Source organism: Psychrobacter sp. HII-4, assembly GCF_904846595.1.
Classification (GTDB): domain Bacteria; phylum Pseudomonadota; class Gammaproteobacteria; order Pseudomonadales; family Moraxellaceae; genus Psychrobacter; species Psychrobacter celer.
This window is the reverse complement of record NZ_CAJHBJ010000002.1, coordinates 142,206-166,798: the sequence shown is the minus strand read 5'-3', so window position 1 is coordinate 166,798 and position 24,593 is coordinate 142,206. Positions and strand designations below refer to the sequence as shown.

Genomic DNA, 24,593 nt, shown 5'->3' with positions numbered 1-24,593 from the left:
TCTATTATAATTTAGATCGTTTTCTATGTTTAATTTAGCTTCAAATAGACAATAGTGAATCAGACAACAGGAATGAGCCATGACAGCATTAGCCAATGACAGCAGTAACACTTACGGTTTGCACGACTCCATTTTGCCAAGCCTTGATGGTTTATATGGCGAGTATGGTGGCAAGATTGAGCATCCTGAGCTGGCAAAAGCGATGGAGGAGATCGAGACAGGCTTTCGTGCGATCATTAAAGACGACGATTTTGTTAATGAGATGAGCCGCTTGCGTCAGACTTACATTGGTCGGCCTAGTCCGATATTTCATGCCAGACGCTTAAGCGAGCATTGCGGCGGCGCGCAGATTTATTTTAAACGTGAGGACTTGAATCATACCGGCGCGCACAAGATTAATCACTGTATAGGGGAAGTGTTACTCGCCAAAAAGCTCGGCAAAACCAAAGTCATCGCCGAGACAGGTGCAGGGCAACATGGCGTAGCACTAGCTACGGCAGCGGCGCTGATGGGCATGGAGTGTGAGATCCACATGGGCGTCGTCGATATCGAAAAAGAGCATCCCAATGTCAGCCGGATGAAAATCTTAGGTGCCAATATCGTGCCGGTATCGCACGGCGCAGGCACGCTAAAAGAGGCGGTCGATAGTGCGTTTGAGACTTATCTTAGTGATTTGGACAACAGTATGTTTGCCATTGGCTCAGCACTCGGGCCTGCGCCTTATCCTGAGATAGTCAGCTACTTCCAGTCGGTCGTCGGCCGTGAAGCGCGGACGCAGTTCTTAGAAACTACTGGCACGCTGCCTAATAAAGTGGTCGCTTGTGTCGGCGGCGGCTCTAATGCGATTGGCATCTTTAGCGGCTTTTTGGGTGATACAGAGGTAGAAAAAGTCGGCGTCGAGCCTGCAGGCGAAGGTCTTGATACGCCCAATCACGCGGCGACGATGACGCTTGGGACGAAAGGCGAGATTCATGGGTTTAAATGCTACGTGCTACTCGATAAAGACGGCGAGCCTGCGCCTGTACATTCAATTGCCTCCGGTCTTGATTATCCGGGCGTTGGCCCGCAGCACTCACTACTTCAAGATATGGGTCTTGCGACTTATGAATCAGCGACAGACGCGGAGTGTTTAGACGCGTTTATGGCGTTATCACGACTTGAAGGTATTATCCCTGCCCTAGAGACGGCGCACGCCATCGCTTATGCCATGCGAGTCGCCAAAAACATGTCACCCGATAAGACTATTTTGGTCAATCTATCAGGGCGCGGTGACAAAGATATTGATTTTGTCTTAGATAAAGTGGATTTGTCAAAATAGCAATCAGATGTCGATATTTAATCGCTACTTACGCTATGTTCAATACGTCCTAAGCTGTTATCATTGCCATGTTTTATCACATGGCATTTTTTATGACTGCTAAGACGGTCTTAGCGCTAACTAGGACGAACCCATGAGCAAACGCGATCTCATTATTTTTATCACGCTGTCGTTTATGTGGTCGCTGTCGTTTGTGTTTTATCGCATTGGCGTGCCTGAGTTTGGCTCATTAGCGTTTGCCAGCCTGCGGGTGATATTTGCTGGGCTGGTGATGCTGGCGTTTGTCATGGTCAATAAGAAAAACCGTGACGGTCTGCGCGATCATTGGCAGCTGCTGGCGCTGGTTGGTATTTTTTCTGCGGCTCTGCCGTTTGTGTTGTTTTCTTTTTCTGCTCAGTCAGTCAACGCAGGAGTGTTGGCGGTGCTCAATGCCTCTGTGCCAATGATGAGCGGCTTTATCGCCAGTACTTTTTTTAAAGACCGGCTGTCCAAAAGACAAGTGCTGGGCTTGGTCATCGGCGTGATCGGAGTCGCTATTTTGATGAGCGAAAGCTTGTTTGCTGGCGGTGTCTCAGAGGCCGGATTGGCTAACGGTTTGTTGCCAATGGGCTATGCGATACTTGCCTGCGTCGGCTATGCAGTCGGAGCCAATATCACCCGTCATTATTTATATAATGTCTCACCCGTGGCCATCACTGCAGGCTCGCTGATCATCGCCAGTATTTTGATGCTGCCTGTGGCTTTTTATGCGTTTCCTTATGATCAGAGCATCAGCGCCAAGGCGTGGGTGTCGGTGGTTTGTATAGGTGTCTTTTCTACAGCGATTGCCCTCATCTTTATGAACCAATTGATCAAAAACATCGGACCGACGCGGGCGACGAGCATCACTTTGGTGATTCCGATTTTTGCCATTATTTTGGGCTATGTGCTGCTGGGCGAGGCGCTAGATACCCGCGCCATCATTGGCTCAGTGGTGATATTAATCGGCACTTATCTGTCGCTTGAGTTGTCGGTTAAAAAACTGCTGAAATCCTAAACTCGCGCAGGCCATCTCATCGCTGAAAGGTAAAGGTTTGCAGCCAAATACTAGCAGCTAAATACTATGTCAAGCCCGCGGCGGTATGGTTAATTTACGCCTCCGACCATGATCGGCTGAATAGAGAAGGTAATGATTTCAAAGGCTTTGGCAAGAGGCATCAGCGCCTTTAGCCTTTTTTCTTCTGCCAACGTGGTGTCTGGCTGATAATGATAAAACGTCAGGGCGAGAGGGACAGCCGCTTTCACCAATTCTTATCGCAAAGTGCGGCGTGTCTTTTGTTGGCATGGGTTTAAAGGAAAAATACGCCAGATCGACGTGATTTAGTATAGCTGTCAGCTCAGGGTCTTGGTTTGTGCTCTGTACCAGATAGCTGCGCTTTTCCCCTGCAAGCACAATCGCATTATTCACTCCTCCAATAGGCGCGCTGGGCTTGCCAACGGCGATGAGTCTATCGGTCAGTTGCTCGACCGCGACCCATTTTGCATCTTCTTGTCGCATTAGCTGATAGTCGAACTTTCCTGTCGCAAGACAGCCACTCAAGGCCAACATAAGCCCCACACTGCAAGCTGCTGGCAAGTGTTTTTTTGCAAGGTGTTTTCGATGCTTTGTTTGGGGCGCTGCGGTTGGCGTTTGCATATTTTTTCTCTATTTGATCGATATTTTTGATACGTTAAATACGCGATATTGCCACTATTTAATACGAATAAAACACCGTTTATTATTGGATAACGGCGTTGCTTTTATATTGACAAATGTTAGCTTTCGCTATTTGATCGAGAGACACACAAGCGAGAGATAGGATATAGGGCGCAGGGCAGTATGGTACGCGTCATTGTGACATATTTAGCCGATGTTTTATCGTCATATCATTGTGCATGATTGGCTGCGTTGATTTGCTGCATGGATGGCAGGACAAGGGGCAGGATAGATAAAGACCAGAGGTGTTTTTGTTTGTAACGCTTGCTTGAATAAATCCATCCGCTCCCTATAAAGATAACGGTCGTTCAATATGATTTTTTTATGCCTTTATTCGGTCGCAGCGCACCGATACCATAATAAGTATGTATGACAAAGCATTGAGCGGCTTGATAGCGATGTATCTGATTTATTTAGCGTCGACTATAGGCAGCAGTATAATAACGAACATTCACCAATCACGACAAACACCATAGGACACAATATGGCATACGATAATTTATTTGAACCTGTCAAAATGGGCAGCCAAACACTCAAAAACCGCATCATTATGGCACCTCTGACCCGTCTGCGCGCAGTCGAGCCAGGCGATGTGCCGACCGCAATGGCAGGCGAGTATTATTCGCAGCGCGCAGGAGCAGGGCTGGTCATCACCGAAGCGACGCAGGTATCCTTTCAGGCCAAAGGCTATGCTGGCGCGCCTGGTATTCATACTAAGGATCAAGTCACCGCATGGAAAGCTGTGGTCGATAATGTCCATGCCAAAGGCGGCAAAATCGTCGTGCAGATGTGGCACACAGGACTGGTCGCGCACAAAAGCGTGCAGCCAGATGGGCAAGCGCCGATCTCCGCCTCCGATGTCGAAGTCGGCGCTCGCACGTCACTGCGTGATAGCGATAATCAAGCGATTCGCGTCGAAGCCACACCGCCGCGTCCGGCGACTTTGGACGACATTAAGCAAGTGGTCAAAGACTTCGCTCATGCAACAACCATGGCTCGCGAAGCTGGGTTTGATGGGGTAGAAGTCCACGGCGCTCATGGTTATCTGCTGCATCAGTTTTGGGCCGAGCACACCAATAAGCGCGATGATGAATACGGTGGTAGTAAAGAAAACCGTGCCCGTCTAACGCTCGAGGTCGTTGACGCTTGTATTGCGGCTTGGGATAACGATCACGTTGGTATTCGTATCTCTCCGCAAGGCTCGTTTAATGGCGTAGATGCTGGCTATGATGAAGACGATAATATCTGGCTGATTGAGCAGCTCAATAAACGCAATCTGATGTATCTGCATATCTCTGAGCCTGATTGGGCGGGTGGCACGCCTTATACCGAAGGCTTCCGCCAGCGCATCCGCCAAGCGTTCGACAACATGATTATCGCAGCTGGCGGCTATACTGCCGAAAAAGCATCGCAAAATATCCAAGCCGGCTACATCGATGCGGTGGCATTTGGTCGTGACTATATTGCCAACCCAGACTTGGCCGAGCGTATCCGCCAAGCGGCGCCGCTTAATGAGCAGCATCCGCAGAGCTTTTATGGTGGCGGTAGCGAGGGCTACACCGATTATCCTTATTTGGATAAAAAACAAGCCTAATGTAGCGACGATTAACTTTAAATTTTAAGCGTTAAAAAGCCGTTTTACATCTTTGTAAAGCGGCTTTTTTATGAGAAATTCGATGTTAGGGCTTCGATATTTGTTAATTTTGACAGACCCTTTAGTAGGTCAGCTCCTCATTTTTAGCTCATTTAGACGGCTATTGATTGAATTGAGATATAGTCGATACACTCTAAAAATGTCATAGCGCTACTGGGATGAATTTTTCGCAGCCTCTGGGAACGCAGCACGCAAGTAAAATTTATACCAGTAGCGCGTTTAAATCCATAACATTTTTACATTCAGCTAACTATACGCCCTAGTATCGACGATATAGCGGTCATTGACCAAAACGACCCGCTTGATAATCACGCAAGGTTTGATGTAGCTCTTCTTTGGTATTCATGACAAAGGGTCCGTGGGCTGCTACAGGCTCGCCGATAGGTTCACCGCTAAGTAACAGCAGTTTGGCAGATTTTTCGACAGGCGTTTTTTTGACAGGCGCTTTGACAGGAGTAGCGGCCAGCTCGTCAGTGTGAGCGGCGAGAAGGCACAGCTCAATACGGTCATGAGTTGCCACTTGCTCCGCCGCCATCTCAGCGCGGTGCTGGGTTGGCGCGGCAAATTGTATCAAATGACCCGCACTGATGGCGGTGCCATTCACCAGCACCTCACCTTCTTGTACCAGCAGGAGCACATTGTGAGTATCAGGGAGCTGTAGTGTCGTTGCACCTGCACGATGTAGCGCGATGTCCCAGAGGTTGATGGGCGTAAAGGTGCTGGCCGCCCCTTTGATACCTTGCCAATCACCAGCGATAATCGCCGCTGTGCCAATCGCTGTTTGATGATTACTATCTGCTGTCAGCGTCACCATCGGCATGTCGGCGCGCTTGATGCTCTGATATCTTGGCGCTGTTAGTTTATGAGCGCTCGGTAGATTGACCCACAGCTGTACCATGCTAAATAGCCCGCCGCGCGCACCAAACGCCTCAGAGTGAAACTCCTCATGTGTGATTCCGCGCCCTGTGGTCATCCACTGGGCATCACCTGCCAAAATATCGCCGCGACCGCCGGCCGAGTCAGCGTGACTGATCTCACCTGCATACGCGACAGTCACTGCCTCAAAGCCTTTGTGCGGATGTTGTCCGATGCCGTGCGGCTTGGTCTGATAATGAGGGTTTGGGGCAAAGGTGGTCGGCTGGCCATAGTCAAATAACAAAAACGGGTCAGTATGGCGATAGTTAATGTCGGGGTCATCATCCAAATGGTTGATTAAGGTTTTTACATAAAAACCATCACCTATCCATTGTGGCGCTTTGTCACCATAAATATGTTTGATCGGACGCATGTATCACCTCATAAAAATAGTATATGGCTTATGCAGCATAACAGGAGCCAAGCGTCAGATGCCTCAATATAGTATTATCTCAGTATATATTCAAAATAACATATATTATGCTTGTTTGAGTCATTATTTCACTGACGCAAGATTGGTTGGGTTTTTTACATAGAGCAGGAGCAGCGGGGGCATGATAATGCGGCTTATACCACTTATACTATCTCGCCGCATACATGGCCACTGGCCCACGCCCACTGAAAATTATAGCCGCCCAGCCAGCCGGTGACGTCTAGCACCTCACCGATAAAATATAAGCCCTCTTGCAAATTGCTTTGCATGGTCTTTGATGATACCTCGTCGGTGGTCACCCCGCCGCGCGTGACCTCGGCGGTGCGGTAGCCCTCGGTGCCAGAGGGTTTGAGCTGCCAGCCGTTGAGCGCCGCGCCCAGCTCCAGTAGCCGCTCGTCTTTGATATTGGCAAGTTCGGTTTCTTTGATGTCATCCCACAGATGCGCTTGTAGGGCGGAGAGCAGTTTTTTGGGTAGCGGGCTGGTGGTATGGTCAGCCAAAACGGTACGAACCAGCTGGCGTGGATGGGATTGTTTGTGAGCAAGTAGGAGCGCAGTCATATCAGTATCTGGCAGCAGGTTGATACGGATGGTTTCTCCAGTATGCCAATAGTTTGAAAGCTGAAGCATGGCAGGGCCTGAGAGCCCACGATGAGTAAATAGCAGCGGTAGTCTAAAGGAGATGCGCTCATTGCTGGCAATCACCGGTAGGCTGATGCCTGCCAGTGAGCGGATAAGCTCGCCAGTCTGATCGGTAAAGGTAAAAGGCACGAGGCTGGCATCGGTTGTCACCAGAGTATGACCAAACTGCTGCGCCAGCTCGTAACCTAAGCCGCTTGCGCCCATTGTCGGGATAGAGAGTCCGCCCGTTGCGACAACCAAAGACTCACAGCGGTAAATGGTTTGTGGCAACGTGGGCGAGCTTATGGCCTCTTTTCTTGCTTGCTTTTCTTTTTTACTCAGCGATTTGCTGGTGCTCAACTCAAAGCGTGCATGGTTGGCACTATCGATTGGTTTTACGCCATCAATCTGCGTACTAAGCTTGATATGCACACCGACTGCCGCGCACTCATCTAGCAGCATGGTCACGATGTCTTGGGCTGAGTCGTCACAAAACAGCTGACCGTGCTCGCGCTCATGATAGGGAATATGGTGCGCCGCTACCATACCGATAAACTCCCAATTAGAATAACGGCTCAAGGCCGACTTACAAAAGTGCGGATTGGCGCCGACAAAATGGCTCGGCTCGACGACATAGTTGGTAAAATTGCAGCGTCCGCCCCCCGACATGAGGATTTTCTTACCTGCTTTATTGGCATGGTCGAGCACCAGCACGCGGCGACCACGGCGACCAGCGGTAAGCGCACAGTATAGACCGGATGCGCCCGCACCGATGATGATGACGTCGTAATGGGTAGAGTGGGAAGCGGGACGATGGTGACTCATGGGGATCTCATAAATAAAAAAGGGGTGGGGGATGCGCGTGACGTCTAGATTAGCCCAAATAAAGGGAAGCTAAACAGGTTAAGTGGGTAACAACAGCCAAAAACCCTCATCGGCGAAAAAAAGCCAATATAAGCGGGTGTCATAGCCGCTGGCGTGTAGCTATTGTCCATATTTCATATCAGGTTACAAGGATTAAATGTAATGGTGCAGTCGCGCGCCAGCAATAAGCAAGTATACGGCTGTACAGTGAAATTGTTATGAATGGGCATTGATGCCTTGCAACCGTCCCGCTTATTTGTCAAACTAGCACAGAGTGTCACACATTATGGAAGATGACTCTTATTGCTTGTACAGACAGTCGCGCGCGGCGGTTTGTGCGAGTCATAATAATGAAAAAGGATGAATACTATGACGCAAAAATCATTTCCTGTTGCAGACGACTTTCTTGCCGCCGCCAATACCAGCGCGGAGCAATACCAAACACACTATCAGCAATCTATCGAATCTCCTGAGAGCAATGATGCCTTTTGGGCACAGCGTGCCGAGCTGGTCGATTGGATAAAAAAACCCACCAAAATCAGCGACGTCAACTATGATTTGGACGATTTTCGCATCAAATGGTTTGAAGACGGTCAGCTCAATGTCTCTGTCAACTGTCTCGATCGTCATCTAAAGACCCATCCTTACAAGCCTGCCATCATTTGGGAAGGCGATCACCCGTCGCAGCATAAAATCATCTCATTTAAAGAGCTGCACGAAGAAGTCTGCCGGTTGGGCAATGCACTGCGCAAGCTGGGTGTCGAAAAAGGCGATCGAGTGACCCTATATATGCCAATGATACCAGAGGCGATGATCGGTATGCTGGCCTGTACCCGCATCGGCGCAGTACACTCTGTGGTATTTGGCGGTTTTTCTGCTGAGAGCTTGGGCAATCGCTTGGTCGATAGTCGCTCCAAAGTCATCATTACCGCAGACGAAGGCGTGCGCGGCAATAAACACACTCCGCTAAAAGCCAACGTCGATCGGGCGTTGGACATGGATGGCACCGACACGGTCACCAACGTCGTCGTCGTGCACCGTACTGGTAACTCAGTACCGATGAGTGGCCGCCGCGACATTTGGTACCATACCTTAATCGATGGCGAGTCTGAGCATTGCGAGCCTGAGGTGATGAATGCCGAAGACCCGTTGTTTTTATTATACACCTCAGGCTCTACGGGTAAGCCCAAAGGCGTGCTGCACACCACAGGCGGCTATCTGACGTATGCCATCTCAACTTTCCGTGACGTGTTTGATATCAAAGACGATGACGTCTATTGGTGTACGGCGGATGTCGGCTGGGTGACGGGGCATACTTATACCACTTATGCACCCCTTGCCAATGGTACGACGACCGTGATGTTTGAAGGGGTGCCTGAGTATCCAACGTGGGCGCGCATTGGTCATATCATTGATAAGCATGACGTGACGATTTTGTACACGGCGCCGACAGCGGTTCGGGCGATGATGAAAGAGGGCGATGCCTTTGTCCGTGAGTCGGATCGCTCCAGCCTGCGCTTGCTGGGTACGGTCGGCGAGCCAATCAACCCAGAGGCTTGGGACTGGTATTATCATATCGTTGGTAGTGGCAAATGCCCCATCGTCGATACATGGTGGCAGACTGAGACAGGCGGTATTCTCATGGCTCCCATACCAGGTACGGTGGCGCCAAAACCAGGGGCGGCGATGAACCCGCTATACGGTATCAAGCCAGAGATTGTCAATACGGATGGCGAGGTTTTAGAAGGCGCTGCCGAAGGCAATCTGGTAATTAAGAGCAGCTGGCCGGGGCAGATGCGTACGATTTATAACGACCATGAGCGCTTTTTAAAGACATACTTTAGTGAGTACCCAGGTTATTACTTTACAGGGGACGGCGCGCAGCGCGACGAAGATGGACACTACTGGATCACCGGCCGTGTCGATGATGTGCTCAATGTCTCAGGCCATCGCTTAGGCACAGCGGAGATCGAAAGCGCGGTGGTGGCGCATCCGGCGACCGCTGAGGCTGCCATCGTCGGTATGCCGCATGAGATACGTGGCATGGGGGTTTGCGCCTTTATTATCCTAAAATCTGGCGAGACGGCCACAGAGTCGCTAAAAGCCGAGCTAAATCGCCATGTGCGTACAGAGATCGGCCCGATTGCCAATCTTGATGCTATCTATATCGTCGATGCACTGCCCAAAACCCGCTCAGGCAAGATCATGCGCCGTATCTTGCGTAATTTGGCTGCAGGGCAGTATGTGGGCTTGGGCGACTTATCCACGCTAGCCGATAGCTCAGTGATCAATCAGCTGGTTGAGGTGGTCAAGGCGGAACGCGGTGAGTAAGCGGGTAAATAGATAGTAATAGTAGTATCAACAATAAAAAAAGCCATGTTATCGACGGTAGCATGGCTTTTTTACGTAGATGATATTGATATCAGCAGGTTTTAAGGGTTCAATAGCTTTTATGAGCCTCGCTATCTGCACAAGACTGCCTGCACATGCTGGCTTACACACATTATTTTTTGATCAAAACACCACAAGGCCGACTGTCGTTATGTCTGAGCACACACTCCACTCTTGTCATCCTGCTGATACCGCTGCACCGACCATTGCCATCATCGGTGGCGGGTTGACCGGACTGTTTACAGCCACTTTGTTGGAGCGTGCGTTTGGTCATACGCCTGCCGCCCAGCCGATGCCGCAGCTGACGATTTTTGAAAAATCTCGCAGCGTGGGGCGTTTGGCCACCCGATATCGCCGCGATAGCCAAACGCATAAAAACTGGCAATGGGCGTTTGGGGCGCAGTTTTTTACCGCAAAGACCGCCAGCTTTCAGCAGTTTATAGCGCCATGGCTCGACATGGGTACGATACAGCCGTGGTGTGCCAACGTGGTTGAGTTGACCACTGCCCATACGACGGGTCAGCGGCCCTCTACCATAAAAAAAGAGCGCTGGAATACCGAGCAAGCTCGCTATATCAGTACCCCAAAGATGACCAGTTGGGGGCGCGCGCTGGCAGGCGAGCTACAGCACACCACCATGCGTTTTCAAACCCGTGTGGCACCACTGGAGCAGTACACTGAGCCAGCAGCTGGCGAAAATAAGCAACAAACTAAGCAAAAAACTGAGCTGTTTGATGAAGCAGGCCATAGTCTTGGGCTATTTGACTGGGTGATCTGTACCGCGCCAAACGTGCAAGCGGCCGAGCTGATGGCTGGCAGTGGCTTTGACAAACAAGAGAGCATCAGCACCATCAAGATGCAAGCTTGCTACACGCTGATGCTCGGCTGGAATGAGGGGCAGGCGCTTCCTGCGGTGCTGACGGATGCAGACAGTGGCGGATGGGACGTCGCTTATGTCAATGATTCGATCATCGATAGGATATTTATAGAGCAGCGAAAACCTGCCCATGAAACGCTGCTACCGAGTATCACCATCCATGCCCGCAACGACTGGTCCGAGCAGCAGGTCGATGAAGAGATAGGGCCTGTACAAGCTGCGCTCTTGACAGCAGCGCAGCATGCTTTGGGCTGGGATGATGCCTGTGCTCCCACACAGATCGACTGTCATCGCTGGCGCTATGCCGCGACGCGCTCCGATGCGCAAACCCCCGCCCAAGGCGTACTCACTGATGCGTCTCGTCAATGGATCGTCAGTGGCGACTGGTGCGGGCAAGGCAATATCGAGAGCTGCTATCACATGGCGCAGCAGACAGCTGAGGTGATCTGCGCCGCGCTTGCAGGGTGATGCGTTGCTATTCCTTGATAATGACAGAGGGCGTTTATAATAATCGGCGCTGGGCGGGAGGCCCGTTGATAATATCCATGGAGGAGATGCTATGTTTGGATTCGATATAGACTTAGACCTCATGCAGTACCACTTTTTTCAATTGGGTGTTGCCTTTATTTTATCGTTGCCCATCGCGCTCAACCGCGAGATGAAAGACAACGGCGCGGGGCTGAGGACGTTTCCGCTAGTGACGATTGCCTCTTGTGCATTTATGCTGGTGGGTATGGATATCTATGAATCAGCAGGTGAGGCGAGGATTATGTATGCCATCATCACGGGTATGGGCTTTATCGGCGGCGGGGCGATTTTTAAAAACGAGATGGGTTCAAAAGGCACTGCCACGGCGGCCAGCTTATGGAACACGGGCGCAATCGGCATTTCGGTGGCCTATGGTCGCTACGAGATTGCCATTATTCTGTCTGCGGTTGGTTTTTTGATTTTGCAGTTTTCTGAGCCCTTTAAGAGCAAAAAAGAAAAAGACACTCCCTAATCTACTGTAGAAAATTTACCAGCCAAAAAAAAGCCCACAGAGGGGGTGCTGTGGGCTGAGGAAAACTGGACAGGTAGCAAAATCGTGCTACAAGGCAGTGGTGGTATCTTGTTGTTGTTATGCGGTTATTACGTGTTTCCATCGACGCTGCATGGCACTAAACACATCAGTAGTATGCTTAAAAATACTGTACATGGCCGTTTTGGTTCTTATCTACAAAGACATCTAAAAAGATATTTTCGGTACTGACTATACTTACTAAGATTAGGGCAATTATAATCCGTTCAATAGGCAGATATATTTACTTACATATTTAAGTGTACAAGTGTTTTCGTTTGCATGGCTATCATAACGCAACTGATGGTGATTTGGCTACGATTCGGCGATTTTGGTTACATGACATTACGTTTTATCTTTGGGGGCAGTATAAGAGATGGCATGACGGCTTGCCCGAAAAGTGCTAAGCTATCTGCCATTATTATGTCTATATAAAACTGGGTTTGCCATGACTGAGAGTACGCATTTGCATACGCAGGAACCACCAAGTAAGCAAAATACCAAAAGTATTTTTAACTTGCCAAACAATCTGACCATTGCTCGTATCTTGATGATTCCGCTGTTTGTAGCGATTGCTTACTGGCCGCCAGCGATGGGAATTGGCATGCCTGCCATCTCAGATAATGTCATCGCGCGGGTAGGAATGAGTGAGTTTAGCGATAGCTTATTGCGCCATTTATTATTGACGGGTGTGTTTATCTTAGCGGCGATTACCGATTGGCTCGACGGTTATCTTGCTCGTAAGCTCAATGTCACCTCAGCCTTTGGCCGCTTTTTGGACCCTGTCGCTGACAAGCTGATGGTGGCGGCAGCTTTGATCATCCTCGTGCAGTGGCACCCAAATATCATCATGGCCATCGCAGCGATTGTGATTATCTCGCGTGAAATCGCGGTATCGGCGCTACGTGAGTGGATGGCTGAGCTGGGCAAAGGCACCAGTGTGGCGGTCTCCTATGTCGGCAAGCTCAAGACCACCTTTCAGATGGTGGCGATTACCGTATTGCTGCTAAACTGGGAGTCGCTTGAAACCATCGGCTATGCGCTTATGGTGGCCGCCGTGGTTTTGACGCTATGGTCGATGATGATTTATCTAAAAGCGGCTTGGCCGTACCTCAAACAACACGGCTGATATTCAAATCTGTCTATAAAGGCATCTATCGATTAAAGACCCTAGTTTTTAATACTCGATATGGGCACCTAATATTTAACACCTAATTCCCAGCAAAAAAACGCCAGTCACATCAGCCACTGGCATTTTTTGCTATGGTTATCGCTTATATTTATACTTCTTGTTATGTAATACTTCTTATAGCGCGATTGACTCTATAGCGTTACGGAGTTGTTTTCCCCCAGATTGGTCGCTTTTTTGCCATCCATGACCGCAGCGGTGGTCATCTTAAACATATTGACCACTGAGCTACCACTGAGCCAATATTCAGCGCCATGTGGCACGACTTTGATGAGCTGGACATTTGGGTCTTCTTTGCCTTGCTCGTAGAACGCATTATAAATCGGCGACCATAGCTCATCGAGCTTTTCTTGGTCTTCAACCAGCTCGGCTTTACCATTGATCGAGACGTAATTTTTGGCGTCTTGGCTGACATAAGCCAAGTTTACTTGTGGGTTTCTTTCGATGTCTTTGACGGTTTCGGTGGTTTTATCACCGATAAACCAAATCTCTTTGGCACCGATACTGGTTTCGCTGGTGGTCATCGGGCAGGCGTGCAGGTGGTCTTCATGCGTACGGGTGGTCATCATGGCGAATTTAACGTCTTTTACCAATTCTTGCACTTTATCGATATGGTCTTGTCTACTCATAGGGATTTCCTTTTCTTTATAGTTTGTTAGGGTTATAGATTGTTGATATTTGATAGTGTGTTATTTGATGCTGACGTCGATTGGCTTTGAGCAGAGACTTTGGGTAAAAATATAAAAAACCTCCGCTATCCCGCAACTGCCATCTAGCATAACGACTACTGGCAAAGCATTTATATAGGCTGCCAGTAATGCGATGTGACGGTTTGTAAGGACTATAAGTATTAGGTAAAAATTGTGACGGCATCCATCGAAGCTTGCTGCTTTGCAAATCCTCAATTAGCGCAGCAGATTGCTGCTGCATCAAGTAAAGAAAGCTGTCACTTTGGCAATTTATCGTGGTTTTGGCCTGCTTATTATGGGGCTTCTTGTTATAATACGCAGACCATTTACTTTGTATGGCAGAGATGCCTTTCTTACGGATTATGCCTTTATGATGACCATCGCCGGACAACCGTTTCTTACCGATTTTCAGACGCAGCAACTCATCAGTCAGTTTCAGCAAAAGACCGAACTAAATGTCAGCCAGATCCATACTCAGCAAGTGTATGTGCTATCACGAAAGCTTGTTGATGAAGAGGCGCAAAAAGCGCGGGACTTGCTGGGCGTCACAGCGGGCACTGAGCTGGTTGCTCCAGAGGACAATCAGATACAAGTGATCGTCGGGCCGCGTTTTGGGACGATCTCGCCATGGGCAAGTAAAGCGACCGATATTTTTAATAACTGCGACATCGCGCTCAATCGCGCTGAGCGTGTCGTGGTATATACCCTCACCGTTGCAGGCGGCACTACGGGCACTGATGGCAAGTTGCCTGCTGCCGCTGAGCAGTTGTTATTTGACCGTATGACCCAGAGCTTGGTTTATGACTTAAACGACGTGAGCAAGTTGTTTGATGACGAACCACCAGCGGCGCTCAACCGTATCGATGTGATGGGTGAAGGACGCAGTGCGCTTGAGTCGGCCAATACAGAGTTTGGTTTTGCGCTATCGAGCGAAGACATCGACTATTTGATGAATGCCTATGTCAATGAGCTGCAGCGTAATCCGACCGACGTTGAACTGATGATGTTCGCGCAGGCCAACTCTGAGCATTGCCGTCACAAGATATTCAACGCTGAGTGGACAATCGATGGCGAAGTGCAGCCAAAGTCACTGTTTCAGATGATCAAAAACACCTATCAATCAAACCCGCAAGGCATCTTGTCTGCTTATAAAGACAACGCGGCGGTGATGGCAGGGGCAGAGGGGCTGCGTTATTATCCTATTCCAACCGACGCGATGGATGCCAACTCAATCCATCCGTATGCCTTCCATCAAGAGGCCATCGATATCTTAATGAAAGTCGAAACCCATAACCACCCAACCGCGATTGCTCCTTATGCTGGCGCGGCAACGGGCGCAGGCGGTGAGATTCGTGATGAAGGCGCAACGGGCCGCGGCGGTAAGCCAAAAGCCGGTCTGACAGGCTTTCATGTGTCACATTTGCATATTCCTGAGATGCCTGAGAAGTGGGAGCAGTCTGGTCAATTAAGCACGCAAGACTACGGTACGCCAGATCGTATGGCCACCAGCCTTGAGATTATGACCGAAGCGCCATTAGGCTCGGCCAATTTCTCAAACGAGTTTGGTCGCCCAAACCTATGCGGCTACTTCCGCAGTTTTCAGCTTGATACCTCAGCGGCAAAAGACGGTAGCGAGATGCGCGGCTATCATAAGCCCATTATGCTGGCGGGCGGTTATGGCAATATCAAACGCAAACTTATTGAAAAAAACGCGATTAAAAAAGGTGATTTGCTTATCGTCCTTGGTGGCCCGGCGATGCAAATCGGTCTGGGCGGCGGCGCGGCATCGTCAGTCGATAGCGGTGAGTTGGATGAAGGTTTAGACTTTGCTTCAGTGCAGCGTGATAACGCCGAGATGGAGCGCCGCTGTCAAGAAGTTATCGATCGCTGCTGGGCCTTAGCTGGTAACGATATTGACGCTAGTAATGATAGTCAAGACGGCAACCCAATCGTTTCTATCCATGATGTTGGTGCAGGCGGCCTGTCAAACGCCATGCCAGAGCTGGTCGATGACCATGACATGGGCGCGCATTTAAACCTACGTAAAATCCCGTCGCTAGAAGCGGGCATGTCGCCAATGGCGATTTGGTCAAACGAAGCACAAGAGCGTTATGTCCTCGCGATTCGCCCAGAGAGCAGAGCGCAATTTGATGCGATCTGTGCTCGTGAGCGCTGCCCGTATGCTATCTTAGGCGCGGCGACGGATATCCGTCAGCTTGTGGTGGATGATGAGCTATTGGACGAGCAGCCAGTCGATATGCCGATGCAAGTATTGCTCGGTGGTACGCCAAAGATGCAGCGCAGCTTTGAGCGTCAAGAGACTGAGTTGTCTGCGCTGGACTTGGCTGATATCAATCTAACCGAATCCATCAAAGACGTGCTACGTCACCCAACCGTCGCGAGCAAGTCTTTCCTCATTAGCATTGGTGACCGCTCGATCACCGGTATGGTGGTACGCGATCAGTATGTTGGCCGCTATCAAGTGCCCGTCGCTGACTGCGCGGTGACAGCATCAGGTCTGGTGGCGCTAGATGGTCAGCCGATGACTGGTGAGGCGATGAGTGTCGGCGAGCGTACGCCTGTCGCCCTTATCAATCCAAAAGCCTCGGCGCGTCTGGCGGTTGGTGAAGCCATTACTAATATCGCCGGTGCCCGTATCGCTCAGCTGTCCGATATCACCATGTCGGCGAACTGGATGGCGGCATGTGGCGACGAGGCGGAAGACGCGGTATTGTTTGACGCCGTTCACGCAGTCGGTGAAGAGCTATGCCCAGCACTGGGTATTGCGATTCCAGTCGGTAAAGATTCGCTATCGATGCGTGCCAACTGGACGGATAACGATGAAGGTGAAAACCAAGACAAATCAGTGGTCTCGCCTATGAGTTTGGTCGTGACGGCCTTTGCACCGGTCGCTGACGTGGCAAAAACCCTCACCCCTGAGCTGATCAACGGCGACAGTGCGTTTTACCGTATTGACTTATCTAAAGGCAAGCTGCGTCTGGGCGGCTCAATCCTCGCGCAAACGGCAAGCCAACTGGGCAACGAATGTCCTGACCTTGAAAAGCCAAGCGACTTGATCGACTTCTTTAACTTTATCCAAGCGGGTAACGCGCAAGGTGTTATTAGCGCTTATCATGATATCGGTGATGGCGGTCTACTGGCGACAATTGCAGAGATGCAGTTCACCAGCCGTCAAGGTGTCAAGCTGTCATTGGCTGATGATAATCTACTCGGTCAGCTGTTCAGTGAAGAGCTGGGCGCGGTCATTCAAGTATTACCAGAAAACGTCGCTGCTCTCATGCAATTGGCAGAAGAATTTAACGTCAGCGATATGCTTAGCCTCGTCGGTCAAAGCACTGAAGAAGACAGCCTTATCATTCAAACCCCTGCTCTTATGGGTGACGATACCCTACGCTTTAGCCGTTCTGAGCTGCAGCAAGAGTGGAGCCAAGTCAGCTACCAAATCGCCCGCCGCCGTGACAACCCAGCGTGCGTGCAGCAAGAGTATGACTTGATCTCTGATGCCAGCCATCAAGGTCTGATCGCAGCGCCAAACTTTGATCTGAACCAAAAAATTGAAGAGCCATACTTAAATAGCCGCGACACTAAACCAAGAGTCGCTATCCTACGCGAGCAAGGCGTCAATGGTCAGACCGAGATGGCAGCTGGCTTTACCCAAGCTGGATTTGAAGCGGTCGACGTGCACATGAGCGACCTGCTAGAAGGCCGTATCAATCTACGCGACTTCGACGGCTTGGTCGCTTGTGGTGGCTTTAGTTACGGTGATGTACTTGGCGCAGGCTCAGGCTGGGCGAACTCTATCTTGTTCCATGACGAGCTGCGTATGCAGTTTGTGCGCTTTTTTGCCCGTCCGGATACCTTTAGCTTAGGTGTCTGTAACGGCTGTCAGATGATGGCGCAATTGAAAGATTTGATCCCAGGCGCAGAAAACTTCCCACGCTTTATCGCCAATAGATCAGCGCGATTTGAAGCGCGTACGGTCAACGTCAAAGTTGAGCGCACCAAGTCTATCTTGTTTAAAGGCATGCAAGACAGCATCTTGCCAATCGCTGTGGCGCATGGTGAAGGCTATGCTACCCTGGATAACACCGAGATCGACGGTATGGCGAAACATGGTCAGCTCGCCATGCGTTATGTTGATAGCCAAGGTCATCCAACCGAGACGTATCCGCTCAATCCAAACGGCTCGCTCGGCGGGGTCACCGGTCTATGTAGCACTGACGGCCGCGTCACCATCATGATGCCGCACCCTGAGCGTAATCTAAAAGCCTATAACCACAGCTGGAAACCAGAAGAGTGGGATGATGACGGCGCGTGGATGCGTATGTTCCGTAATGCGCGAGCTTGGTTGCGTTAGGATAGTTTGAGTTAGTTTAGAATATTGTTTGAGGTAATAAAAAAAAGGTGGGCGTAATGCTCACCTTTTTGTGTTTGGGGTTTGAGTCTTAAGAAGTAGGGGAGCTATTTCCCGCCTTCCGCTTGTATCTGCCAGTCTGGACGAGGCGCTGGCTACGGTTTGAGTCGTCGCTTGCTCCGCGTCGACACCCCAAAACCTACCTACCGCAACTCGCCCAAACCAGCAGGATACCACTACAGTCGGGGCTAGCGGTGACATCGTTTTCTTGCTACCATCAGTTTCTATTTTCTGCTTTTACTCGATAACAATGATAAAAGCGCGGCACGTATAATCAAAATGAGAACATCCTATGCAACTAGGAATAAATATTATAGACGCCTTCACTGACACTTTGTTTAAAGGCAATTCCGCTGCGGTTATTGTGACAGATACATGGTTAGATGATAACTTGATGCAGTCTATTGCGTCTGAAAACAACTTGTCTGAGACAGCTTTTATTGTTGCTGATGATAAAGGTGTTTATCATATTCGTTGGTTCTCACCGTTCACTGAAATTGACTTCTGTGGTCATGCAACCTTAGCGTCTGCCTTTATACTTTTTAACAAAAATCCAAATACAAAGTCTATTAAGTTTTCGGCTAAAGCGGTTGGCGTAATGACCATTATCCAAACAGAAGCAGGCAAGATACAAATGGACTTCCCTAATAGAATGCCTGAAAAAATCGATGAGATTCCTGATAGTTTATTAGCAGGTCTATCCATTGCGCCTGCTGAAGTCTATCATAATACTCAAGCGTATTTCGTCATCTATGACTCTGAATCCGATGTGTTGAATGTCGTGCGTGATAATGAGACATTGAAGCAGCTAGCGCCTTATGATGTGGTGGTAACTTGTCAGGCCACCTCAGAAAAGTATGAGGATTATGATTTTATCTCTAGATACTTTTGGCCAGCAAATGGCAGTGACGAAGATCCAGTAACAGGTTCGATCCACACTGGGCTTGCACCTTTATGGGCGAAGCGTTTAGCCAAAAATGAATTGGTTGCCTATCAAGCATCCAGTCGCGGCGGTGTGCTTGACTGTACCGTGGCAGGCGATAGAGTGCTTATTTCTGGCAATGCTATACCATATTTGACTGGATTCATCACAGTCGAGGAGTAGATGGATTTGACAGAATTAAAGAACGTTGAGCTGTACTCCATGAAGTTTGTACCATGGACGGATAAGAAAGCCGTAGCGGCTGATTTAAAGGCTATCTACGGCACTGATACGCTTGAGATAGCAGAGGCCAATCTTGAGCACTTTGATGAGACTTGGGGCAAGGAGTATCCGCATGTCATCAAGTCTTGGCGTAATAACTGGGAGGGCTTAACGGTGTTTTTTGGCTACCCTAAAGACATCAGAAAAGTGATTTATACCACCAATGCGATAGAGTCGCTAAACAGTGTGATTCGGACGGCGGTGAATAAACGTAAGGTGTTCCCATCTGATCAGGCTGCATTTAAAGTGGTGTATTTAGCCATCCAGCAGGCATCTTCGAGGTGGTCGATGCCGAGTCAACACTGGACGTCTGCTTTGAATCGCTTTATGATTATGTTTGATGACCGTATTAGTAAACATTTAATCTAAAGGGCAGTTACACAGAATGTGGGATACTCTCGTGAGAATCACTAATACATATTATTTTCTAATCTCCTTCTGAGCCTCAGCCATCAACTCCTTTACCCGAGCACTCTCCCTAAGCACACAAGCCTCATATTCAGACAGCGATTCACCTTCTTGTTGTTGCTGATTTTCCTGCTCTTCTTTAGCTTTGGCTTCTAGATACGCTTCAAGTTTTTGTTGTTCATCTTGCTGTGAATGACTCATGACTGACTCCTTACACTATTTATTTGCTGACGATGCTATTCGATTAAGCATAGTGGCAAGTCTGGCGTTATTTTCTTCGATATACTTCTCACCTAGCGCTAATATCTCATCCGGTGCTTGTACCGTTTCGGGATAGTCTTTCAGTCCAATTTGGATAGCTTTATTACCGTTAGCGACCATCTTCGGTAAGCTCTCTTTGGTGACTTCAAAGTGACATTGCCAAGCGAATACCCAAGTGCCACGCGCTTTATGTTTTGGCGTTTGATAGATAAAGCCTTGATTTGCCCAAGCCTGCGTCTCAGCAATAATGCTTGCGCCTTTGGGACAATCAAAACCTTCACCGTGCCAGTGAAACACCGTAAAGTCTTTGGGTAGATCTTGTAATAGTGGATGCACTTGACCTGCTTCGGTCAATTGCATCGGTAACCAGCCAATCTCTTTGACTCCAGACGGTTTCACCTCAGCGCCCAAACAATGCGCGATGATTTGCGCGCCTAAGCAAATGCCAATGACTGTTTTACCGGCATCAACGGCTTGTTTTATCAGCCGCTTTTCTTTAATGAGCCAAGAATATTTATCCTCATCATGAACGCTCATTGGCCCACCCATCACGATGAGCCAATCAAAGCTATCCAGCGTTGGCAGGTTGTCGTTATCGTAGGAGCGACTAACGGTGATCGGATGATTATGCGCGCGCGCCCACTGTTTGATAAAGCTCAAGTCTTCATAATCAGTATGAAAGAGGGCGTGAATACGTAGCGTCATAAGAGGCCTCATTAACAAGTATTGATTAACCAGTCTAATCAAGGAGTTTTAAAATCGTCACAAGGTGACTGCCCCCAGATAGTACACTAAGTACATCTAGGGCGGGTAACACCGTAGCGGTTTAAAAGTGCTCAGACTATATCAATTAAAGCACATCGTTTTGGCAAGGCTTAGAATTCAGTCTTAATAAAAATCATCCCGACCCGCATACTTCTTATTGAGCGCTTGCAATATCGCGTAGGTTTCTCTATCCATATTCCCTGTTGGCTGCTCGGGACGAAAGTGCAGCTGAAACGCATAGACTACATCTCGGCTGGCTTTGTCCCACGTGTCTGTGTCATTGATTTGATAACCGTAATCACGAAACGCTTGCTTAATCTCGGGTATCGTCGCTGCGGCAAAGGCGTCTGGATGCATAAAGAACTGCTTATCAAATTCATCATACCAAGCGCCGATGCCATACTCATCGTACAGTCGCTGCCAAGGGAACTTGGCACCGGGGTCGATTTTACGTGATGGCGCTATATCAGCATGGCCGATGATGTTTTTCGGCGGGATGTCATAGCGCTTGGCGATATCTTGCACCAGCTCGGCGACTTTTTTAATCTGTAATTCATCAAATTCGACATAGTGCTCGTACGGATGATAGTCGAGCGCGCCATTGTTTAGAGCGCCGCGATATTCAGGTTTGATACCTGCATTGACGATCTCGATGCCGATGGAAGTATCGTTAAGTATCGTCCTACCGGCAAACCCGCTGTCGCCTGCATGCCACGCGCGCTCGCTCTCATCTACCAAGCTATAAATCTTATCATCGTGTCTATCCAAAATCAGATAATGGGCGCTGACTTGACCGGTGGTCAGGGTTTTTATCGAGCGCTCATTGTCTGAGACGGTGTAGTGCAGGACGATGGTTTTGATGCGCTGGCTTTTGCCAGTCGATTGATAAGTGTCGCTATCGACGCTATAGCTTTTGGTGGTGGCGACTGGTGAAGTGGTCGTGACGCAGCCAACCAAAGGTAGGGCTAAGCCAAATGCTAAGAAGATGTTTTTTACCATAAAATGCTCTGTTTAAATAAAGGGTATATGTCGCTGTCCACTTATATTTTAACCACCTATTATTATCAGATGATGTCTAAAGATTTTGCTGATTGCATTCAGCCCCTTTTGACCTTCTTCGCCAATACCTTTTTCCAACTCTCTTCCAAACATTCTATCGCCAACCACGGCTCAATCACCTTGGCATCATACTTTTCTTTTGAGTTAGACAACTGCCATAGCGTCTGGAGCGTCGCAAAGGGATAAGGACGCTCGACCAGATAGACAGGCAAACCTGCATCGACCATCCCATCGCGCACCACCTGAAAGTACCAGCCAGCGATGCCTTGTTTGCTGACCCAAGACGCGATATTTGGGAGTTGCTTGGTTTTAAACTGCCCAATTTGGTCGTTGATTTTATAGCAAGGACGGCGCGGTTGTACGATACGTAATTGCACGCTTTCAGTGTCCTCGATTTCACCATATTGATAGACATCGCCGATACAAACCGTAGCTTCCGTCATCTCTGGTAAGTCATTGACCGCTTGAGTGATAAGGTTTTCGCCCAGTGTACCCACGCGCACGTTTAGATCGAACTCAGCATTGATCTGCTCGTAAGTCGCAGGCGGCAGTTGATGCACCGCTTTTAGAGGGCCGCCATGATGCTTACGATCGGCTTGTTCGTCTGTGGTCAAGCCCATAAAGTCAACGGCGACAGGGGCGCTAATCGGTGCTTTGTCAATCGCGCTCATGGCTTCGCGGGCGAATGGCATGGCTTTTCCTGCGCGCACCTCTATCAAGGTCGCGATATGCAGCGGTAACGGGTGATTAAAATCTGTATGAGCGTTTGGGGTAGCGGTGTTGGCAATGGCAGTACTCATGGCGTGTCCTAGCGGATGATTATCTGGAGATAAAATGGTTTTATCATGACATCATAGTAGCGCAAACGCGGCGCAGTTGCAGTCTTGTTGACCAAAACCCAAAAAAAGACCAGACGGGTTCGCTGGTCTTTTTTGTATCACTTGCATTAGCCTATATTAGGTAGTCGGCTAATACAAGTCGATATATATGCGTCTGTAGAAAAGACAGCTGGTGGCCGTAGATTAATTGCGGCGACCGGCTTTCTTTTCGCGCGGGGTAGCGACCAGCTCAGCTAGGCTCTCAGGCGATGACCACAGACCCTCTAGGTCATAAAACTCGCGGGCTTGCGGGGTCATCATATGCACGACGATAGGGCCTAAGTCGATCAAGGTCCAATCCGAGTCGTTACCGCCTTCACGGCCAAGTGGCATAAAGCCTGCTTGCTTGACTTCGGCTCCGACGCTGTCAGCCATCGCGCGGACATGGCGCTTTGAGGTACCGTTTGCGATGACGATACGCTCCATGACATCGGTTAGGCTCTCTACATTCATCACGGTGATGTTTTTTGCTTTCATGTCATCGAGGGTGCTTTCTACAACGGCTAAGCATTCTTTTAAACGGTCGTCAGTCATGGTATTGGTCATAAATTTTCATCTCTTAAATCGTAAATATATAAAATAAAATGTTAAAGCATCCGTCTGCCTAGGACGACATTGTCAAAGTGACCATTATGTCAAAGTGACCATTATGTCAAAGTGGCTAGCAAGCCAGTAGTCCAACCATTAGCCAAAACATCAGTCAGCGTATCAGCGGTCAAGTCCTAGAGGGGCGAGCATGGCGAAATAACAAAGATAAGGCGATTTTAACGGAATTGCGCCGCAGAATATAGCTGATGGGCGATAATATAATGATAAACAGCAGGATTTAGCCATTTAGCGAGTGGATCGGGCGGATTCATAATAGCATTGATAGCGGATGCTGCGGTCATTTGCTCGTCTCTGACTGGCTTGGTATGGTTGCCAGCCGCGCTATCAGGCACCGCTTCGCTATCACCACGGGGCTGCTGCTGTAGCGTTTGCCGTATCTGCGTGCTGGAGATGGCTGCTACTTGCCGCATGTCTATATAAATGCGGCCAGACGCTGGGTTTTTCAAGACCGCCTGCTCTATCGTAGGGTCTGTAGGCGTTTGAATAAAAGAAGGCTGAGAGATAGGCTGGGTCAATGCCGCTGGCGAGTCGGTGACTGCCGTCTGCAAAGGTGTGGGCAGCCAATATTGCAGCGCTTGTCTGGTATTATCCGTATCAGGGACTGGCATAGTATCGCGATAAAAGACCCACAGATGTACATAATCGGTCAGCTGTAGACCATCTTGCCATTTATCCAAACTGCGGGCGCTGTCCATACCCATGATAAATATCAAGCTGTCGGCAGGATAACGCTGGCGCAGGGTGCGCACGCTATCGATGGTATAGACAGGCGGCGGCTGCCAAATCTCAAGCTCATCTATGTATAGTGGCGTGCCTTGTATCGCCAGCTTTAGCATGGCCAAACGATGCTTAGGGTCGCTGCTTTGGCGCTTGAAGGGTGAGCGCGAATTGGGCAACAACGACACATAAAGCGCGCGCTGCTGCGCTTGGGCGAGTGGTAGCAGGCTTTGATAGACTGCCATCGCCATCTGTACATGCCCGCGATGAACAGGGTCAAACGAGCCGCCAAGATAGGCGCGAATGGCAGGTGCAGGTTGCGCAGGTTGCAGGTCAGTATTTGACATAGATAAGCGAATAAAAAGCGAATAAAAATGTAGTGGCTCAAAGACGTGAGATGAACTATAGCATCATTGTGAGCATGTGGCAGTAGATGTTATGAAAAGCGCGTTATATTTGCTTAAATCTCACTAATAAAAAACCGACCATCAGTATGACAGTCGGTTAAATAACAG

Annotated in this window: 20 protein-coding genes; 10 read left to right on the top strand and 10 right to left on the bottom strand. The window is 49.2% G+C overall.

Annotated elements, in window-relative coordinates; translation table 11 throughout:
- Positions 1–79 precede the first annotated feature (79 nt).
- Positions 80–1,318, top strand: coding sequence for a tryptophan synthase subunit beta (gene trpB, locus JMX98_RS02430; RefSeq protein WP_201584377.1), 1,239 nt, complete (start codon positions 80–82; stop codon positions 1,316–1,318).
- A gap of 133 nt (positions 1,319–1,451) precedes the next feature.
- Positions 1,452–2,354, top strand: a complete 903-nt coding sequence (locus JMX98_RS02425) for a DMT family transporter (RefSeq protein WP_201584374.1) — start codon at positions 1,452–1,454, stop codon at positions 2,352–2,354.
- A 138-nt stretch (positions 2,355–2,492) separates the two neighbouring features.
- On the opposite strand, the gene JMX98_RS02420 is transcribed toward JMX98_RS02425, so the two are convergent.
- Positions 2,493–2,993 carry a hypothetical protein gene (locus JMX98_RS02420; protein WP_201584371.1) on the bottom strand — a complete coding sequence of 167 codons (501 nt, stop codon included), beginning with the start codon at positions 2,991–2,993 and terminating at the stop codon, positions 2,493–2,495.
- Between the two features lie 544 nt (positions 2,994–3,537).
- Here JMX98_RS02420 and JMX98_RS02415 point away from each other — a divergent pair.
- Positions 3,538–4,647, top strand: coding sequence for an alkene reductase (locus JMX98_RS02415; protein ID WP_201584369.1), 1,110 nt, complete (start codon positions 3,538–3,540; stop codon positions 4,645–4,647).
- A gap of 340 nt (positions 4,648–4,987) precedes the next feature.
- Here the strand turns inward: JMX98_RS02415 and JMX98_RS02410 are convergent, their stop codons facing one another.
- Together JMX98_RS02410 and JMX98_RS02405 are read right to left on the bottom strand one after the other, a co-directional pair.
- Positions 4,988–5,995 carry a pirin family protein gene (locus JMX98_RS02410; RefSeq protein ID WP_201584366.1) on the bottom strand — a complete coding sequence of 336 codons (1,008 nt, stop codon included), beginning with the start codon at positions 5,993–5,995 and terminating at the stop codon, positions 4,988–4,990.
- Positions 5,996–6,198: 203 nt separating this feature from the next.
- The gene (locus JMX98_RS02405; RefSeq protein WP_201584363.1) at positions 6,199–7,500 is read right to left on the bottom strand and encodes an NAD(P)/FAD-dependent oxidoreductase; all 1,302 of its coding nucleotides are present in this window, start codon (positions 7,498–7,500) and stop codon (positions 6,199–6,201) included.
- A gap of 408 nt (positions 7,501–7,908) precedes the next feature.
- On the opposite strand from JMX98_RS02405, the gene acs reads away from it, so the two are divergent.
- From acs to pgsA, 4 genes are all read left to right on the top strand, one after another.
- Positions 7,909–9,870 (top strand): acetate--CoA ligase, encoded by a 1,962-nt coding sequence (gene acs / locus JMX98_RS02400; RefSeq protein WP_201584360.1) that lies wholly within the window; start codon positions 7,909–7,911, stop codon positions 9,868–9,870.
- A 211-nt stretch (positions 9,871–10,081) separates the two neighbouring features.
- Complete coding sequence (locus JMX98_RS02395; RefSeq protein WP_201584357.1) at positions 10,082–11,275, top strand: NAD(P)/FAD-dependent oxidoreductase; 1,194 nt, start codon at positions 10,082–10,084, stop codon at positions 11,273–11,275.
- Between the two features lie 91 nt (positions 11,276–11,366).
- Positions 11,367–11,807, top strand: coding sequence for an MgtC/SapB family protein (locus JMX98_RS02390; protein WP_105244671.1), 441 nt, complete (start codon positions 11,367–11,369; stop codon positions 11,805–11,807).
- Between the two features lie 505 nt (positions 11,808–12,312).
- A complete protein-coding gene (gene pgsA / locus JMX98_RS02385) occupies positions 12,313–12,993 on the top strand; it encodes a CDP-diacylglycerol--glycerol-3-phosphate 3-phosphatidyltransferase (protein ID WP_201584354.1) in 681 nt (226 codons plus the stop codon).
- Between the two features lie 194 nt (positions 12,994–13,187).
- Here the strand turns inward: pgsA and JMX98_RS02380 are convergent, their stop codons facing one another.
- Complete coding sequence (locus tag JMX98_RS02380) at positions 13,188–13,682, bottom strand: pyridoxamine 5'-phosphate oxidase family protein (protein WP_075101845.1); 495 nt, start codon at positions 13,680–13,682, stop codon at positions 13,188–13,190.
- A 430-nt stretch (positions 13,683–14,112) separates the two neighbouring features.
- On the opposite strand from JMX98_RS02380, the gene purL reads away from it, so the two are divergent.
- The 3 genes from purL (at position 14,113) to JMX98_RS02365 (ending at position 19,750) form a co-directional block, all read left to right on the top strand.
- Positions 14,113–18,120 carry a phosphoribosylformylglycinamidine synthase gene (purL, locus tag JMX98_RS02375; protein WP_201584351.1) on the top strand — a complete coding sequence of 1,336 codons (4,008 nt, stop codon included), beginning with the start codon at positions 14,113–14,115 and terminating at the stop codon, positions 18,118–18,120.
- 349 nt (positions 18,121–18,469) lie between these two features.
- Positions 18,470–19,282 (top strand): PhzF family phenazine biosynthesis protein, encoded by an 813-nt coding sequence (locus tag JMX98_RS02370; protein WP_201584348.1) that lies wholly within the window; start codon positions 18,470–18,472, stop codon positions 19,280–19,282.
- On the top strand, positions 19,283–19,750 hold the full coding sequence (locus JMX98_RS02365; RefSeq protein WP_227679974.1) for a transposase: 468 nt from the start codon (positions 19,283–19,285) through the stop codon (positions 19,748–19,750).
- A gap of 51 nt (positions 19,751–19,801) precedes the next feature.
- On the opposite strand, the gene JMX98_RS02360 is transcribed toward JMX98_RS02365, so the two are convergent.
- The 6 genes from JMX98_RS02360 to JMX98_RS02335 form a co-directional block, all read right to left on the bottom strand.
- Complete coding sequence (locus JMX98_RS02360; RefSeq protein WP_201584345.1) at positions 19,802–19,990, bottom strand: hypothetical protein; 189 nt, start codon at positions 19,988–19,990, stop codon at positions 19,802–19,804.
- A gap of 15 nt (positions 19,991–20,005) precedes the next feature.
- Complete coding sequence (locus tag JMX98_RS02355) at positions 20,006–20,755, bottom strand: type 1 glutamine amidotransferase (RefSeq protein ID WP_201584342.1); 750 nt, start codon at positions 20,753–20,755, stop codon at positions 20,006–20,008.
- 183 nt (positions 20,756–20,938) lie between these two features.
- A complete protein-coding gene (locus tag JMX98_RS02350) occupies positions 20,939–21,814 on the bottom strand; it encodes an N-acetylmuramoyl-L-alanine amidase (RefSeq protein ID WP_201584340.1) in 876 nt (291 codons plus the stop codon).
- A gap of 98 nt (positions 21,815–21,912) precedes the next feature.
- Entirely contained in the window at positions 21,913–22,674 is a 762-nt protein-coding gene (locus JMX98_RS02345) for an MOSC domain-containing protein (protein ID WP_201584338.1), read from the bottom strand.
- Positions 22,675–22,896: 222 nt separating this feature from the next.
- Complete coding sequence (gene rsfS, locus JMX98_RS02340; RefSeq protein WP_201584336.1) at positions 22,897–23,298, bottom strand: ribosome silencing factor; 402 nt, start codon at positions 23,296–23,298, stop codon at positions 22,897–22,899.
- A gap of 218 nt (positions 23,299–23,516) precedes the next feature.
- Positions 23,517–24,425 (bottom strand): nicotinate-nicotinamide nucleotide adenylyltransferase, encoded by a 909-nt coding sequence (locus tag JMX98_RS02335; protein WP_201584334.1) that lies wholly within the window; start codon positions 24,423–24,425, stop codon positions 23,517–23,519.
- Positions 24,426–24,593: the final 168 nt, after the last annotated feature.